This is a genomic window from Cohnella thermotolerans DSM 17683 (assembly GCF_000429825.1).
GTDB lineage: Bacteria > Bacillota > Bacilli > Paenibacillales > Paenibacillaceae > Cohnella > Cohnella thermotolerans.
On sequence record NZ_KE386967.1, the window covers coordinates 14,292 to 30,628 of the forward strand.

Annotated in this window: 13 protein-coding genes and 1 CRISPR repeat array; of the genes, 1 reads left to right on the forward strand and 12 read right to left on the reverse strand. The window is 56.6% G+C overall.

From position 1 onward, the window contains the following. Window positions 1-20 precede the first annotated feature (20 nt). The 5 genes from G485_RS0124180 to G485_RS0124200 all read right to left on the reverse strand — a co-directional run bounded on the left by G485_RS0124180 (window position 21) and on the right by G485_RS0124200 (window position 7,047). Complete coding sequence (locus tag G485_RS0124180; RefSeq protein WP_027094664.1) at window positions 21-1,040, reverse strand: phosphotransferase enzyme family protein; 1,020 nt, start codon at window positions 1,038-1,040, stop codon at window positions 21-23. A 29-nt stretch (window positions 1,041-1,069) separates the two neighbouring features. After that, entirely contained in the window at window positions 1,070-2,326 is a 1,257-nt protein-coding gene (locus G485_RS0124185; protein WP_035158005.1) for a class-III pyridoxal-phosphate-dependent aminotransferase, read from the reverse strand. Between the two features lie 243 nt (window positions 2,327-2,569). Next, the gene (locus tag G485_RS31285; protein WP_027094666.1) at window positions 2,570-4,249 is read right to left on the reverse strand and encodes a response regulator transcription factor; all 1,680 of its coding nucleotides are present in this window, start codon (window positions 4,247-4,249) and stop codon (window positions 2,570-2,572) included. Then, window positions 4,221-6,101 carry a cache domain-containing sensor histidine kinase gene (locus G485_RS0124195; protein ID WP_027094667.1) on the reverse strand — a complete coding sequence of 627 codons (1,881 nt, stop codon included), beginning with the start codon at window positions 6,099-6,101 and terminating at the stop codon, window positions 4,221-4,223. The genes G485_RS31285 and G485_RS0124195 overlap by 29 nt, the downstream gene beginning before the upstream one ends. Next, entirely contained in the window at window positions 6,091-7,047 is a 957-nt protein-coding gene (locus G485_RS0124200) for an autoinducer 2 ABC transporter substrate-binding protein (protein WP_240489268.1), read from the reverse strand. The genes G485_RS0124195 and G485_RS0124200 overlap by 11 nt, the downstream gene beginning before the upstream one ends. Before the next feature lie 295 nt (window positions 7,048-7,342). Between G485_RS0124200 and G485_RS30575 the strand changes: the two genes are divergently transcribed. Next, on the forward strand, window positions 7,343-7,492 hold the full coding sequence (locus G485_RS30575; protein WP_169732366.1) for a hypothetical protein: 150 nt from the start codon (window positions 7,343-7,345) through the stop codon (window positions 7,490-7,492). An 84-nt stretch (window positions 7,493-7,576) separates the two neighbouring features. After that, window positions 7,577-7,948: a CRISPR direct-repeat array (repeat unit 32 nt; unit sequence GTTTCAATCCGCGCTCCCGCGCGGGGAGCGAC). Window positions 7,949-8,145: 197 nt separating this feature from the next. On the opposite strand, the gene cas2 is transcribed toward G485_RS30575, so the two are convergent. Genes cas2 through G485_RS0124240 form a run of 7 tightly spaced genes read right to left on the reverse strand, consistent with a single transcriptional unit; the run spans window position 8,146 to window position 15,938 of the window. Further along, on the reverse strand, window positions 8,146-8,436 hold the full coding sequence (cas2, locus tag G485_RS0124210) for a CRISPR-associated endonuclease Cas2 (protein WP_027094669.1): 291 nt from the start codon (window positions 8,434-8,436) through the stop codon (window positions 8,146-8,148). Between the two features lie 15 nt (window positions 8,437-8,451). After that, window positions 8,452-9,480 (reverse strand): type I-C CRISPR-associated endonuclease Cas1c, encoded by a 1,029-nt coding sequence (gene cas1c / locus G485_RS0124215; protein WP_027094670.1) that lies wholly within the window; start codon window positions 9,478-9,480, stop codon window positions 8,452-8,454. Between the two features lie 15 nt (window positions 9,481-9,495). Beyond that, window positions 9,496-10,197, reverse strand: coding sequence for a CRISPR-associated protein Cas4 (cas4, locus tag G485_RS0124220; RefSeq protein WP_051318556.1), 702 nt, complete (start codon window positions 10,195-10,197; stop codon window positions 9,496-9,498). Continuing rightward, entirely contained in the window at window positions 10,194-11,099 is a 906-nt protein-coding gene (cas7c, locus tag G485_RS0124225; RefSeq protein ID WP_051318557.1) for a type I-C CRISPR-associated protein Cas7/Csd2, read from the reverse strand. Before cas7c ends, cas4 begins: the two co-directional genes overlap by 4 nt. Window positions 11,100-11,137: 38 nt before the next feature. Beyond that, window positions 11,138-13,006: a type I-C CRISPR-associated protein Cas8c/Csd1 gene (gene cas8c, locus G485_RS28115; protein ID WP_051318558.1), complete on the reverse strand. Its 1,869-nt coding sequence runs from the start codon at window positions 13,004-13,006 to the stop codon at window positions 11,138-11,140. A gap of 15 nt (window positions 13,007-13,021) precedes the next feature. Beyond that, a complete protein-coding gene (cas5c, locus tag G485_RS0124235; RefSeq protein ID WP_027094673.1) occupies window positions 13,022-13,675 on the reverse strand; it encodes a type I-C CRISPR-associated protein Cas5c in 654 nt (217 codons plus the stop codon). 19 nt (window positions 13,676-13,694) lie between these two features. Beyond that, window positions 13,695-15,938, reverse strand: coding sequence for a CRISPR-associated helicase/endonuclease Cas3 (locus G485_RS0124240; RefSeq protein WP_051318559.1), 2,244 nt, complete (start codon window positions 15,936-15,938; stop codon window positions 13,695-13,697). Between the last annotated feature and the right edge of the window lie 399 nt (window positions 15,939-16,337).

Here is a 16,337-nt window from a genome sequence, read left to right on the forward strand (position 1 = left end):
ATTCAATCAATGAAAAATACCTATCCGTATCTTTCCAAATAGTTCGCGGCAAGCCGCTCCGTCTGCCCCGTGAACGAAGCACCGACTCGCAAGCTCGTATCGCTCTCCGGATGGCTTCCGATCCACGCCACCAGAATAAGCCTGCGCAGCATAATAAACGTTGGGATTTCCTGCTTCTCCTCCTCCGTGACCGGCCGAATCCGTTCATATCCGCGAAGCCAGGCGGCTATAAGCTCTTCAACGTAAGGCTTGTGTTCGATAAAGCTTAAAGCCGAGGCCAGGTCGTACAAGAACCAGCTGTAGCCGCAATCGTCGAAATCGATGACCCGGATCCGGTCCCCTTCGACAAGCAAGTTTGCCAGCCGCAAATCGGCGTGTATAAGGCCGAAACGATCCTTGGAACGGCCGAATCGCTCAAGCCTTCGTTCGACGATCTCGGACACCCGTTGGAATAGTCTCTCCCGCTCCGGCGTGATATGGAGACCGTCCTGCCATCGTCCCCAAGTGGGATTGGCGCCCAGCATGTTGTCGTAAACCCACTCCGGGCGTTTGAGGGCGAGGGAGGCCATTTTCTCCCGGCTATGTTCGTGAAGCAAGGCTGTCACCATGCCCAGCTTCTCGAACTGCACCACCATCCCCTCTTCGTCTTCCTCGTCTGGAGCGGAACCGGACAAGAAGCTGAACATGACGCAGTAGTAAATCTTCGCTCCTCCGCCCTCCAGCCTGATAGCTTGAACGAATTCCCCGTTGGAGCCCGCGATCGGCTCCGGAACGGCGACGGTGCCTTCGCGCCGGATCGCCTGCATCCAGACGAGCTCCGCGTCCAACTCCTCCTTCGAATGGTAGCCGGGCCGGTTCACCCGCAGAATCGTCTTCTCCCCCGAACCGCCGTGTTCGACCAAATACGTCGCATTCTCGGAGTAGTTCAGCAGACGCACCCGCGACGAAGACGGCAGCGGATATAGGCCGACGGCCCGCCTGGCGATTTTATGGTACAGCTCAAGCGAAGCGTCTTGCGCGACGAGATTCGGTTCTCCCATGGACCCCTCTCCTTCCTCACGATGTCGTGTTAAATGAGCTTGATCGCTTGTTTGACGCTCGTCTCCACGCGGGAGAGCAATTCGTCGCAGTACGCCTTGTCGCAGAGCAATCCGGGCTTGAACTGCAGCACCCGCGGATCCAGCATGGAATAAATCGCCCACACCCCGTTCTCATACAACGTCCGCATGACGTACTTCGCGCCCTCCGGATGGCCGAAAACGAGCCCCATGACGACTCCCATCTGCCGGATATCGATAAAGAAGTCCGGAACCTGCCGTCTGATGCTCTCCAGCCCATCCCGCAGGTAACGGGAGATCGACGCCACATTCCGCCTCACTTCCTCGCGCTGGGTAATTTCCAGCACCTTCAGCGCCACCAGGCATCCCAGCTCGGCGCCTCCGAACGTGGAGATGTGCGCGGAACCGTCCTCGAGCATCCACTGCCCCGCCCGTTCGCTGACGATCGTAGCGGCAATCGGGTAGATGCCGCCGCTCAATCCCTTCGAGGTGACGAGAATGTCCGGACGGACGTCGAAGTGCTCGATGCCCCACATTTTCCCGGTCCGCATCAGTCCGGTTTGAACCTCGTCCGCAATGTACAGGGAGCCGTATCGTTCGCAGAGCTTCTTCAGCCCTTCGAGATAGCCCGGCTCGGGCATCAGGAAACCGTAGGTGGCCGGAACGGTCTCGACGATGATGCAAGCCGCGTCGCCCTTGGACAGCTCCTTCTCCGCCGCCTCCAGATCGTTGAACGGAACCTGCACGAACAGTTCCGGATCGCCTTCGCTCAGGAAGCGGCGCGAATACCGTTCATTGCCTACCGCGACCGCTAGCCCGGTATGACCGTGATAGCCGAACCGGATCGAGACGATCTTCTTCCGCTTGGTTGCGTACCTGGCGCATTTGAGAGCGACATCGACCGCTTCGCCGCCGCCGCTGGCCAGAATCGAGTAAGTCAGGCCCTCCGGCGTCGCTTCGGCCAGCTTCTCCGACAGCTCGGCCCGAACCATGGAAGGAAAATGGTGATTGCCGATATCGAACTCCTTCAGCCCCTCCGTCAGCGTCTCGATAATTTCCGGATTGCGATGGCCCAGGTTGTAGGTTCCTCCGTTCAGGTGAACGTCCATCAGGCGCTTGCCGTTCATGTCGTAGAAATAATAGCCTTCGCGCTTGCCGATGACCAAATCCACGCCGTCCAGCTGCCATTGCCGCGTTTTTCCGGGGTTCCACCATTTCATCGATTTTTCGATGGTCGACGCTTTGCTGAAGTTCTTTACAATTGCCATTTGTCTCTCCACCTTGTTGTCAATTTGGAAGGTCTCAATTTTATGTAATATTACATTACAAATTTGAGACAAGTTTTCGTTGATTTCTGTTGTTTTCTGTGGTTATATTGCGATAATAATTTACATAACCACATATGTCAACATTAAATTTTATTTTAATGTCATTTTTAATAACATAAAACGAACGTGGAAATCACAAAAAAAAGAGACGGGCCGCAAGCACCGTCTTCTCCCCGTCAATGATCATGAATGTCCTTCTCCCCAGGAGACCCTTGCATCCCCCGCCCGATCCCGGAACCTCGAAGGCGACACGCCCGCCCACTGTTTGAACAGCTTGCCGAAGTACTTCGCGTCCTGGTAGCCGACCTTCACGGAGACTTCCTGCAGCTTCGCCAGCGGGTCGGCCAGAAGCTCCTTCGCCTTCTCCATCCGCTGCCTCGTCACGTAATCGAGCACCGTCTCTCCCGTCTGCTGCTTGAAATACTCGCAGAAATACGTCGGGTTCATGAAGACGTGGTCGGCGACGCGCTTGATCGAGATGTCGCCGCCCAGATGCTCGCGAATCCACGCTTTCGCCTGCTCGACCGGCTTGCGGTCGCTCTCCCGGCGGGCTTCGCGAATGCCTTCGATCGCCTCTCTCATCCGCAGGCCCAGCTCGCTTCGCAGCTCCTGCAGATGCGTCGCCCGGTCCAGGCTCCGGAGCGCTTCTTCGACCGCTTCCGCCGGATCGCTCCCGCCGCCCCATCCGACAGCGCCTCCACTTTCCGCCGCCGCCGAGAAAATCGACAGCAGCATATGCTGCGCGGCCTTCCGGATCGCCGCCGGCGAATCGGCCCGCTCCAGCTCGGCGACATACCGCTTGAGCAGCGCCTCCGCTTCCTCCGCCTTGGCCAGCGCGATCGCCTGCTTCGTCCGCATCGCGAGCTGCGCCAGCTCCGCGTCCAGCCGTTCCGCCCCGCCGGGCGGAGCCGCCCGCTCCGCCTGCCGGAACGTCCGGTTCCCGCCTTCGACGAGGCGGGTATGCATCAGCGCCAGCGCCTGCCGTCTTGCGCCCGGCAGCAAATACAAATCCTCGATCGCCGCCCCCACGGCGACCGACACCGTAAACGGCGTATACATCCGAATCGCCGTTCGGACCTGCTCCGCCAAAGCTTCCCCCGAGGCCTCCAACCCCTCTTCCTCCAGCGCCGGCGCGCACAGCAGAATCCAGAAATCCGAATTGCCGCCGCGCCAGCTCCAGCCCTCAAGACCGGTCGTCTTCGCGCCTTGGCCCACCACTTCCGCCACGATATTCTCCAAGGCGAACGTGTACGCTTCCCAATCCTTGGCCGTGTAAGCTCTCGCCTTCACGGGCAGCGCATCCAGGCTGACGTACATCAGCAGATAACGTCCCCGCGGAAAATCTTCGACCCAGTAGCCCAGCCTCTCAATGTCGATGCCCGCGGACGTAATGTAGCTGAGCGTCTGCGTTTGACGGGCCTTCTTCAGCAGCCCCGCCTGCCGCTTCGCCTCCGCCCGCTTCCATTCGTCGTTGCGGCCGCTGGCGATGCGCTCCCGAAGCTCCGCCATCCTCGCGCGGAACTGATCCCGGTCGACCGGCTTAAGCATGTAGTCGATCGCGCCTTCCCGCAGCGCCGTCCGCACATATTCGAAGTCGTCGTATCCGCTGATCAGCATCGGATAGAACCGGTAATGCTTTTGGGCCTCCCGGATCAGGGTCAGGCCGTCCATCTCCGGCATTTTCACGTCGGTAATGAGCAAGTCGACCCCGCCGCGCCTCCCGTGCAAATAATCGAGCGCCTCCCGCCCGTCGCCGAGCGCCGCCACGACCTCCCAATCGTCTCCGCAGGACTGCACCAACCGCTCGATCCCCCTGCGGATGCGGGGCTCGTCGTCAACGATCAGCGTCCGTATCGGCTGCATTCATCCCACTCCTCTCTTCCCGCTCGGCATCCTCCCGCTCGTCCGGCATCGTGACGACCGGAATGCGGACGATCACCTCCGTGCCTTTGCCGACGATGCTGTGCAATTGAATGCCGTATTCCGGTCCGTGCATGAGCACGATGCGGGCGTTGACGTTGCCCAGACCGAAGCCGGAATCCTTGACGAGCAGCGACTCCGACCGCAGCTCCCTCTCCAGCTCCGCCATTCGCTCCGGCTGGATGCCCGGCCCGTTGTCGCGAATCCGGAACACGACGTCCTGCTTGCCGGAACGCGCGCTCATCTCCTGGCCGATGCCGATGCGGATCTCGAGCGTCTTGCGGGTGTCGAGCCCGTGCTTGATCGCATTCTCGACGATCGGCTGCAGGATGAACTTCGGCGAATACAGCGTCGGACCGTTCGGATCGAGATGCTGCGCGATGTCGAACGCGAGACGGTCCTCGAACCGGAACTTCTGAATCGTCAAATAGTCGGTTACATGCTGCACTTCCTCGGCCAGCCGCACGGTCTTCGACTTGTTGCCGACGGAGAACCGGAGCGTGCGTCCGAGCAAGGTAACCATGTTCACGACCGTATCCGTCTCCCCTTCCTCCACCGCCATCCCGATCGTCTCCAGCGTGTTGTAGATGAAGTGAGGGTTGATCTGCGATTGCAGCGCGTAAAGCTCGGCTTCCTTCTGCCGGATTTCGATCCGGTAGTTCGTCTGAATGAGCTCGCGCGTCGTCGTAATCATCGAGTTGAAGCTGCGGGCGAGCGATCCGATCTCGTCGCGGCTCTGCAGCGAATGATCCGCCTGGAAATGGCCCATCTCCGCGTTCTTCATCAGCCGGCTCAACTTTTTGAGCGGCCGGGTGATGCGCACCGAGAACAGCACCGAGAGCAGCGTCGTGACGAGAACGATGGCGATGAAGACGAAAATCGTCACGTTGCGGACAAGGTCCGTCCGCTCGGTCAAATCCTTCAGCGGAATGCTGTGCACCAGCACCCAATCCAGCTGCGACGACTGGGCCAGGCTGACCAGCCGCGCCGGCCCGCCGGGCGCGTTCGCACGGAAGCTTCCGTTCAGAATCGGGTACTGCCCGATGCTGCTGTCGAAGGTGCCGATTTTCTCCGGGTCGGTATGGTAGACGATCTCGCCCTTGCGGGTCATGACCCACAGGTCGGCGGTATCCTTCTTCTCGAAGTCCCGCAAAATATGGTCGATGAACGTCAGCTGCACCGCGATAAACATCGTTCCGAGCACCCGGCGGTTGTCCGTGTCGATAATTTGCTTCATGATCAGCACGTAGGGCGTGTTGTTCTCGAACCGAAGCGTCGTCTCGCTTGGCAAGATCACCTTCGCCTTGTCGAGGACGTCGACGTCGTACCGGTAAGGAGCGATCGCCTGATCCCGGTCGAAGCCGGTGTAGCGAAGCTTGGAGCTCTGAAAGAGCCGGTTCTTGGACAGCAGGAACACGGCGAAGACGTCCGGGTTGCTTCCTCCGAGGTACGTCCGGTTCAGATAGCCGTTCAGCGCGAACAAATCCTTGTTCAAATCGGACCGGCTCTGGGAGGAATCCCGCCGCAGAATCGAGATCATGTCGTCGGAATTGAACAGCAGATCGGGAAGCGCCGCGAATTCGTTCACGTGCTTCTCGATGTTGGCGTTCGCCTGGTAAAGGAACCGGGGCATATACTCGCCGATCTGCTCTTCGATGGACTTCGTGTATTGCACGTAAAAAATGTAGCCTAGCAGCGACATCGGAACGACCGTCAGCAGCAAGTAAGTGACGATAAGCTTGGTGCTCAGGCGAAAATGACGGAACCGAAGCGCATCCGCGAGTTTAGAAATCATACTGGTCCACATTGTCCTTATTGAAATCCAGGGGCTCGCCCATAATGACCGTGTCCCCGTCCACCCGGATGTTGCCGACGTTGACGATCGCCTGGTCGTCGTACGGCATGCGGCCCAGCAGCAGGTTTCGCGCCAGCACGACCGTCAGGTAGCCGAGCTTCTTGGGGCTCCACAGCGTGGCCGTTTGCGCCGAGCCGTCCTTCAGATAGGAACGCATAAGTTCGGGCGTAGACAGTCCGACGACGCTGACGGTGCCGGCCAATCCCGCTTCCTTGACCGCTTGGGCAGCCGCAGGCGGGCCGACGGAAGAAGCGCCGACGATGCCCCTCAGGTGCGGATATTTCTTCAGCAGTGCCTTGGCTTCTTTGTAAGCTTTGTCCGGATCGTCGTCGTTCGGCACGACCTCGAGCAGCTTCATGTTCGGGTAAAACTCCTTCTGCTGCGCCTTCATCCACTTGAGCCATTCGGTCATGTTGGCGGCGGAAGGCGACGCGGTCAGAATCGCGAAATCGCCCCTCTCCCCCATGCTCAGGGCGAGCGTATCGATCAGATGCCGTCCGAGCGTCTCGGGATCGACCATATTGACGAAAAACTCCCGCGCCTCCGCCTCGGTATCCGCATCCCAGGTAATGATCCGGATGCCTTGGCGCTTCGCTTCGAGCAGAACGGGCACCAGCTTCTCCGGATCGTTCGCGGACACGGCGATGACGTCGACTTTGCAGGCCATCAAATCCCGGATCACCTCGATCTGCTCCCCGGCGTCGGCCGAAGCCGGGCCTTCGTAAACGAGCTCGGCGTTCAAGTCCCAAGCCGCTTCCTGGGCCCCTTCCTTCGCCACGTTGAAGTAAGGGAGGTCGCCGACCTTCGGCACGAAGCCGATCTTGAAGCGGCGGGCGCTGTCTTGGGCGGATACGGCGGACTGCGCGCCGTTATCCGGGTTGTCCATGGCGTAAATCACCTTGTAGGAAATGGAGGAATTTGCTTGGCAAGCGCTTACAAGCAAAGCCAGCAAAAGAAGGCTCGCGAGCGGCCATAGCCGCCGGATGCGACTGCGACTTATTCGGCTTCGGCTGTTTCCCGGCAACCCCCTCATCCCCCCGCAAACGCTGACTACTAACAAGATAGCATGCCGCCGGGGAGGCCACAAGACGGATATTCGAAAGCGTTGCTTCGGCGGATTCCGTTGCGGACGCATGATTTGGGCCGGGGATGAACATTTTACAGACAGTGAGGTGACAACGATGACGGGACGCAACAACAAGCCGGACAACGACGGGCCGGCGGCCGCCCCCTCGCGGCTGGATCAGTTCGGGGACAAGCTGGCGGACAATTCCGCGCACATTCCGAAGAAGAAAGGCAAAGGCGCAGGCACCGGTGAGAAGTGCGATTAAGCGCCGCATCGGCCATCGTTCCCGCGGTTCTCCCGCGCGGGGAGCGACTTCCAGACCGTAGTAGTCGTCGGTTCCATATGCCGGGTTTCAATCCGCGCTCCCGCGAAGGGATCGACTTGAACAAGGAACGAAACGTGATACATGACGCCAACCTGTTTCAATCCGCGCTCCCGCGCGGGGAGCGACCCGGGAACATTCTTGGACGGATCAAGATCAGCAAGCCTGTTTCAATCCGCGCTCCCGCGCGGGGAGCGACCTGCCGGACGAACCGACCTGATCCGGATCAAGGAAGTTTCAATCCGCGCTCCCGCGCGGGGAGCGACTCATGATTTCCGGCATACACTCCTGGTCGTCCAGTTTCAATCCGCGCTCCCGCGCGGGGAGCGACCGTACAATTCCAACAGAACATTCATCAGGTCGAGCGGTTTCAATCCGCGCTCCCGCGCGGGGAGCGACAGCATAGCCGATAAAGCCTTTAGTATCAAGGGTTTTCAGCATGTTTTTCGCGAACCTATCATTTCTGCCTCTTCCATAAAGCGCTTTTCCTTCCGAAATACCCGAAAGCCCCAGCGTAGCAAGGAGTGCGAACCTCCCCGGAAATCCATGTGAGCTTCGGGTTCGCACCACTCTCTTTGACATTGAACCGCTTCCTCTTACAGAAGCAACAATCCCTCCGGATCGTAACTTACCTTTGCCCCCACATGCTCGACTCGCCTTTTCCAATTGCTGCCCAACATGTAATAACGAAGGCTGTCCTTTTCCGGATCGATCGTCTCTTCCAACTTAGCCTTCAACAACTTAAACTGCAACGGATCGACCAGACATTCGAACACCGAGTTTTGCACTCGTTGACCGTAGCTCATGCAATACTTGGCCACTTGGCGCAAGCGTCTTCTGCCTGCCGAAGTCGTCGTCTCGACGTCGTAAGTTACAAGTACCATCATCGCCCGCCACCTCCATTACTTCCACAAGAACGGCGGATAATCGTCCAGATCGCCGCGTATGTACCTCGCCAATAATAACGACTGAGCGTACGGAAGCAGTCCTAGCGGAATTTTCTCCCCGAGAAAAGGATGCTTGATCTCTTCCTGCTTGCGTTTCTGCCAAGCAGAAATAATCTCTCTTTTAAGTTCCGGTTTCAGCAAAACCGCTCCATTTTCCTTCACAACAAACTGCTTTGGTTCCACCTGTTTACGGTTTACTAACGACAGCACGAGCCGATCCGCCATGTAACACCGCAGCTCCTCCATCAAATCCAGCGCCAAGCTCGGCCGTCCCGGCCGATCGCGATGTAGGAACCCGACTGCCGGGTCCAGTCCGACCGTTTCCAGCGCCGCCTGAACATCGACCCGTAACAGTGAATACAAGTAGGACAGCATCGCGTTCATCCGATCGAGCGGCGGACGGCGATTCCGTCCTCTGAGGAAAAAATGCTCCTTGTCCGTCAAGATCAGCTCGTCCAATGCCCCGAAGTAGCGGCGAGCCGCTTCCCCCTCGACTCCCCTAACATCCTCTAAAGATGAAGAAGACAGCACGCGCCGCATGTAACGTTTTAGAAAATCCATCTCCCTCGAAACCTTCTCCGAGACGATCGTCTCTCCGTGATCCCGAAGGCCTCGGCTCAGAACCGTCCTTGCGTTGGCAATTTTCGCCACAATGAACCGGCTGGCCAGATGAAGGGCTTCATTCCCGTCTGCCATCCGGTACTGTCTGCGACGAAGCAACACGTTGCCGCGAACGCTGCCAACGACGCTTCCCATATAGCGTCCGCTTTCCTGCAAAAAAGACAAAGATACCCCTCGTTCCATACAGAGGTGCATGAGCGCCGGACTTGCCCCTGTATAACCGAACGTAACAATGCTCTCCAGGTTGTGAATGGGAATTCGAAACTTCTCCTTGTCCTCGAATCGTACGACGACACTCTCGCCGTCCCTGGATAGATAGCTGTCGGGAGTCGTCACATACAGCGTATTCAGCAGCTTGCGCATGCCCCTCCCCCTGTCTTAATCGAGTTCGCCATGCAGGTAGTCGCTCAAATACTTGACTGCCGATTTTGTCTTCATCTTCGGCTTGCAAACGGCAAGCAACGAACAGCTGCCGCATTTGGGTTCATACCTCGCGGAAGCCGTAACGCCGCTTGCGAAATCCCGATGCATCTGCTCAGCAAGTTCCTGCACCCTCGTCCGCAAACCTAAATCGAAACGTATCGTGACTCGCCGTTCCCTTTCCCCGTAAAATAAAGCCCCTTCAGGGACCGATACGTTCAGCATTTCCTCCAGAGCAATCGCCTGTGCGCAGAGCTGAACTTCATCGCAATCGTCCGGTTTGCGGTTTCCCCGTTTATACTCGACCGGATACGGCAACCACCAGCCCCGTCGACCGGCAAGCCTTGTTTTGTTTGCCGCGGAATCGACAACGGCATGGAACTCCACGACATCCGCAACTCCATACAGCCCCAGACGATATGACACGAGGGGCATGGCTCTGGATACGAGCACATCCCCTCTAAGTTCCGTGAAGTATGGATCGTCAGCCCGGCGATGCAACTGTCTTCCCTCATAGGTCAGCACGTTTTCTGCCCATTGCTGTTCCAGATGAATCAGTCCCCATTGTCTTCTGCAAAAGGCATAGTGCTGCATGCCGGAGATCATCAGCAGTTCGTCCTCTTCGTATCCCGTCCGTCCGAAGCCGGCGCTCCCGCTCATCCCCGCTCCGTCAGTACGACGCCTTCCGGCAGTCCTTCACGGTCGATTTGAAAGTCATAGTCCCCGAAGGAACGGGCTGGCGCATCCGTGTTCTTTACGACCTTAACTCTCTCCAGCAACACATGGGCCGGCGCATGCCCAAGAGCCGAAGAGTGCTCGAACGCAACCAGCTTGCGAACCGCCATCTGTCCGCGGGAGGCCGAGCGATCATGTTCGAACAGATTTAGCAGCGCTTCCCAAAGCACCGACAGATCTTTCTCGGAAAAGCCGGTTTTGGCGGCCAGATAAGCCGAGATGTAGCCGTCCATTCGATACAAGGCATACGGCACGACATGTTTGCGCCCCATCTCCCGGTCCTTCTCGGCGCCTTCTTGCGTGACCGCTTGGCGAGTGATCGTGACTTCCTGCGAGAAAATAGGGTCGATGCTGCGGGCAAACGTAAATTGAACCGGACCGCGCACCTGGCCGGCATTCACCTTCGTCGTCATTACGGCGCCGAACGTCCGGATATCGAAGAAGTTGGCGCACATCCAGCGGGTCAAATCTTGCGCTTCTGCGGCATCTTTTGGCTTCAGCTCTTTGCTGTCGGCATCGGCGGGGCGAATCGCCCGATAAGCCTTGCGATGCTGCTCGTTCAACACGCCGCCCTCGGTGACATAGATATTGAAGCCTTCCTCTCCCTCTCGCGTCAGCTCAACATAATTGCGCACCTTGCGCTTCAGCGCAACGTCCGTTACGATGCCGTGACCCGTCTCGGGATCGATCCTCGGCATATTGCCGGCGTCGGGATCGCCGTTCGGGTTGCCGTTCGTCACTTCAAAGAACAACGAGAAATCGATCCTTCCGGACAACGCCTCGGTGCCGGTAACAACGGTTTTCAAGCTCTCTTCGGTCATGGACATCGTTCATCTCTCCTCATCGAATGGTTATCGTCTAACGATTACGGTTGAATCTCCGTCGCTCCTGCTGCGGCCGCTTCGTTTCTGGCCTCGGCAGCCGCTTGCCTTTGGGCGGAATAATATTGCTTCTGATGATAGTACCCTAGGATGAATAAACCCTGCCGTTGCAAATCCAAATGAGCCGGAAACCCCTCCACGCCGTCGAAAATCTCTTGCATCTCCTTATCGCGGAAGTGACCGAAGTTCGACTTGGTCATATGGTGCTGGGACAGCTTGATTAGTATCGGAAAGACGCTTGCAGGATTGGAAGCTGCGGCGTTGAAATACCGGTCCTTGATGGTCGCGTTCAACCGTCCCGGCCCTCCCGCCGCCTCTTGCTGCGCCCGCTCCAATACGGCAAACAGCCGCCCCAGCCGATAAGCGGGTTCTTTTGTATCGGGATTCAAACTCATGGTTAAAGCCTCCTTATAGGAATCGACTTTATGAATCCGGCAATATCGGACCAGGTATGCTTTAATGATCGAAGCGCGCAGAGGATTGACGATGCCGTCCGCGCGGACCCGGTTTAAAACGCCTGTATAGAGCGAGTGCGGGTAAGCCGTGCCCAAGATTATCGAACGGAACAATTCTCCGCCAAGACGAGCCGGAGGCTCGTCCCCGACTTTTTGCCCGTCGCTGCCTACTCGCCTGGTTTCTTCGAGAATTCGATAGCTGCTTAGTTGATCTTCCCGCCGGCCATCCCCGGAAGCTATGGAGAAGTCGGCCGCATGCATGCCCAGCTTTTCCACCATGTCTGCCAGATTCCCTTGCCAGAAAAAGCGTACCGACAAACGGGCATTGTTCGGAGAAAGCCCAAGCACGTAAAAGGGCGTATCTCCGTGCGGAACCATGTTGGGCGTCAGGCTTTTCCCATCGCGAATCCGCTTTATCGCATCTTTGAGTTGGGCGGTAAGCGATTTGTCCTCGACTGCAGCATTAGCGTTGGGATTGACGGCTCCGGCAAAGAAAGCTTCCACTTCCTCGGCGTCTTCTCTGCTGCCCGACCAGAAAACGACCGTCATATCTCCCATGAGCATACGGTTTCCGGAGGAGGCAAGCAGATGATTCAGCGCCGTGGTGTAGCCGAACATAGCCGTCTTGCCCACCGGTGAGTTGTAGCTTTGCTGGCTGTCCTTACCGTAGGATTCGGCGGAACGAAAGTTGAAAGAGACGAGCGAAGCGCCCGCTTGCTGGGCTCCGCGAACGCCTTTGATTTTGCTGTGGGTTTTGGCAATGGGAACGTTCGTCTCCCCTGTAATCAAGCATTGCGCTTCAAATTCCGGCACGCTGTCTTGCTGCTGCCGGTAACGAATCCAGGCTGAACGTACCGAATCCAGCTCATGCACCAAAGCATGTTGGCCGCGCAATTTAAAAGCAATGTTGGTGTCGATTCCTTTGTCCAGGTCGCCCATGTAAGGCTGCAGCAGCGGCTGGTCGCGCACATTCGCAACATCCCACCGATCGAAAAAAGCAATCAGCGCTTTCACAGCCGCATCCTCAACGCCTGTCATCACCTGAAGAGCCAGCGATTTAAACGCTTCATGCTTCTTGCAGGCGTCGGAGAACTTTTTGGCCGTGTCCGACTCTTTCGCCGACAGGGTGTAGTATCCGATTGCATATTCCGCTTTGTCAGTCAGAAAGTAGGGGGTAATCCCGCTTGAACGGGATGCCTGCTCAGGTACATTCATCAAGAGCGGAACTGGCTTCTTGCCCGAATAATCACGCACATCGCGGAACGCCGCCACGCTTCCATCCGCCTCAAGCTCCAGTACGTAAGAGATTTTCCCGGAGCTGAAATAGAGCGGACTCACCCCGGACGAAGGATCGGCTGACAGATCGAGATAGCGTTGGTACAACGATTGTACGATCACCTTCGACTCCCCCCTTTAATTCCACGGGGGCACCTGAACGATGCCGCCCCTCATCGTCGCCCGAAAGAAACGGGGAGTCATGCCGTCCCCGAAATCGATGTCATGCAGCATCCAGCCCAAATCGCGATCCGGATGGTTTCCATAGAAAGAGGAGGGGAGCGGATCGCCGTCTTCGATTAAAGCGAAATGAGCGGCGAATTCCCGACAGCCCAAATAGGGGCGATGGAAGCATTGACCCTGACGGGCGCGTCGCAAGAAAATGTTGTAATGCTTCTCGGGCGTATCCGCCTCGCCGCGAACGCCGGTCATCTTGAAATGCGCCTCGATCACGTAATCCGGGTTCTTCAACAGCAGGGTCGCACGCTGCTGCCGCTCTTCCGTCACCACCTGTGCAAGCGCCGCTTCCTTCCCGTTCATTGCAGCTTTGATCGCCGAGACGGGAATTTTATTCTCGATTTCATTCCGGCGGATGTTATCGAAGCGAATCTCGTTCAGCACGTGAATGCGATCCACCACCCACCGAATGGCGGGCTTCCAATGAATGCTCTCCAGGATGCCCCTGGCCGCCGACGGCGTCATCACATCGTAGCTGACCCGCTCCACTTTCATCTCCGGCCGCGTGAAGCACGCATAATCGCCCCATACTCTAAGGCGGATACCGTAGCCCATGTGAGTTGCCCTCCTTCATCTAACCAATCAAAACTTCCGCCAAATGATGCTCCTCCGAAAAAGGCTTGATCCCCACCTGATCGTCGTACCAGGTTTGCTTATTGGCGAGTTTGAACACATCTGCCCGCACCTCTACGATCTCGCCCGCCTGGCGGAAAGCTTCGAACTCCTGTGGATATAACTGCACCACATAAGGCTGAAGCTTGCGCATAATGCCGTTAATCTTGGGAACGAAAAGCAAAGCTTCCAAGTATTCTTCCGCCTCATCATCATAAGGAACGATGAGTGATTTCGCCGCTGTATCGATGAGTCGAAATTGCTCGGCGATTGTTCGGAAAGGCAGGTCGCAATCGGATAATTTCCGTTCGTTCAATTGCCCCAGAATATTGTGTTTATCCGTCAAATCGCCGGAATCCGTCTTGCCCCCAAGCTTTTGGTAGAAATAGAGTTCTTGAAAATATTCGTCTACCGCCTTCAAAGACAGAGGATCGTCCGGGTGTCGTTCTATAATCGAACGTGCAATTCCGGCGGTTAACTGAAACCACCCTTTTAATTTGTCGGTTGCCTCCGTCTCGAACACATGCACCGTTCCGATTGCCCGATTCCCGTTGCGGTTGCAGCGACCGGCTGCCTGAGCAATGGAATCGAGCCCCGCCAGTTCCCGATAGACGACCGGAAAATCGACATCCACTCCGCACTCAACCAACTGGGTGCTAATCAGCACACACGGCAGTCCGTTATCGAGGCGATCCCGAATGATGCCCAGTATTTGAAGGCGGTGCTTCGGACACATCCGTGCGCTTAGATGGAAAACGCCGTCGGCACCCATTCGAGCTACGACTCTCTCATAAAGCTCCCTTGCCGACCTTCTTGTATTCACCACGCAAAGCGCCTGCCGGTCTCCGCTTAGCCGCTCTGCAAGCCGATCTTCATCCGTCTTTCCCAACCTGTCAAGCCGCACCCGTTTGAACTGCTCGAATATCTCCGGAACCCGCCGCACCATGTCCCGTATAGGAAGCGGGCGTTGAACGGCACCGCGAATCAACTCGGCCAAGTTTGGCTGCGTTGCCGTGCTGAGAACGACCGTCGCTCCGTAGTTCCGGACCAACTCTTCCAATGCCAACAAGCACGGTTTGAAAAAATCTCCGTTCATCAGCTGCGCCTCGTCGACGACAACGACGCTTTGGGCCAGATTGTGAAGCTTGCGAGTGCGCGATCTTCGATTGGAGAACAACGACTCGAAAAATTGCACGTTCGTCGTGACAATCACCGGGTAATCCCAGTTTTCTTCGGCCAGCAGCAGCTTTTCTTTCAACTTATATCCAACGTCCGAATCTTCAGTCATTTCATGCTGAACATTCGAGTGGTGCTCCAAAACGTACTCGGCTCCCAGCACTTCCCGGAAAATCGCTGCGTTCTGTTCAATAATGGATGTGTAAGGGATAACGTAGATAATGCGTTTTAATCCATGTCTTACGGCGTGTTTTAAAGCGAATCCAAGCGAAGCCAACGTCTTGCCGCTGCCGGTTGGGAGGGTTAGCGTATACATCCCTCGGTCGTCTTCAGCCCTTTCCAAGCATTCCAATCGCAGATTATTTCGGATAGCATTTATCGGGCGATCGGCTGTCGTAAAACGCTTCAAAACGTAAGTCTCGTATTTCTCCAATAGTTCCGAAAAGTCCGCATCGTGTCTTCGCAGCTCGGTTCTACTCTTCTCGGCATATTGCTCAGAGTCGAGAGAATCCGCATCCACCAAGCAAGAGAACAGCATCCGAATGAACATCGAAAGTTGAAGACCCGGATTGCCGCCCCATTGAATCGGCGGAGGAAGCGTCAAGCCGGCGGCATTGCCCATAACGGCGATAGCTGATTCTTTGTAGGGCTCTATGGCTTTTTTCAATCTTCGGGCCAAGCATGCCTCGTCCCCCGAATCCGATCCGAAATCCGTTAATCCCGCATGATGGCCGGCAATGACATAGGCCAGAATTCTCGCCGTTTTGTTGTTCCAGGTTTCGATCACATATTGAGCGCCTGCTGTTGCATGATCAACAGGAATCGGAGATCCTTCCAAACGTTTTTGAAACTTGGCGGAAAACTTCCCGAAGTCGTGAAGCAGCCCGGCAGCGGCTCCCCACTCTCTCGCTCCGAACTTGGAGGCGAACTCCCCCGCCCGTTGCGCTACGGCTTCCAAGTGAGTCTTTAGAGGCTGCCACTGGGTTTTATCGTCCGAATCCGTTCGATGAGCGTAAAACAGTTGTTCCACTCCTTCCGAACTATGTGATAGAAAATAACCAAATATGCCCTTCTATCTTACAAGTATAATTGTCTTATAATCGTGTTTTTTCTCCATGCTTCAAGTAAAATCCTGCCGGTTCGATAATTTTTATTTTGATCCATCCTGTTCGTCATGCGTTTAGGTAATTGTGCTATGATTAGAGAGGTTATCCTGCTTTTTGCGCGAACCCTAAGCTCACATGATTTTCCCGGGAGGTTCGCACCTCTTGCTGCGTCTGGGTTTTCGGGTTTTTGAGACTTAAAACTCATCGGGTTTCATGAGGTAAATTAGGGGTTCGCGAAAAAAGGCGGTTGAAGCCTTACAAATCAAGGCTTCCCAGCTATGCTGTCGCTCCCCGCGCGGGAGCGTGGATTGAAACGTCTTAAA

Coding starts and splice junctions, on each gene's coding strand:
- G485_RS0124200 (WP_240489268.1), bottom strand. CDS start 7,047: ATGGACAACCCGGATAACGGCGCGCAGTCCGCCGTATCCGCCCAAGAC.
- G485_RS0124185 (WP_035158005.1), bottom strand. CDS start 2,326: ATGGCAATTGTAAAGAACTTCAGCAAAGCGTCGACCATCGAAAAATCG.
- cas5c (WP_027094673.1), bottom strand. CDS start 13,675: ATGGGCTACGGTATCCGCCTTAGAGTATGGGGCGATTATGCGTGCTTC.
- G485_RS0124180 (WP_027094664.1), bottom strand. CDS start 1,040: ATGGGAGAACCGAATCTCGTCGCGCAAGACGCTTCGCTTGAGCTGTAC.
- G485_RS30575 (WP_169732366.1), top strand. CDS start 7,343: ATGACGGGACGCAACAACAAGCCGGACAACGACGGGCCGGCGGCCGCC.
- cas1c (WP_027094670.1), bottom strand. CDS start 9,480: ATGCGCAAGCTGCTGAATACGCTGTATGTGACGACTCCCGACAGCTAT.
- cas7c (WP_051318557.1), bottom strand. CDS start 11,099: ATGTCCATGACCGAAGAGAGCTTGAAAACCGTTGTTACCGGCACCGAG.
- G485_RS0124195 (WP_027094667.1), bottom strand. CDS start 6,101: ATGATTTCTAAACTCGCGGATGCGCTTCGGTTCCGTCATTTTCGCCTG.
- cas2 (WP_027094669.1), bottom strand. CDS start 8,436: ATGATGGTACTTGTAACTTACGACGTCGAGACGACGACTTCGGCAGGC.
- G485_RS31285 (WP_027094666.1), bottom strand. CDS start 4,249: ATGCAGCCGATACGGACGCTGATCGTTGACGACGAGCCCCGCATCCGC.
- cas4 (WP_051318556.1), bottom strand. CDS start 10,197: ATGAGCGGGAGCGCCGGCTTCGGACGGACGGGATACGAAGAGGACGAA.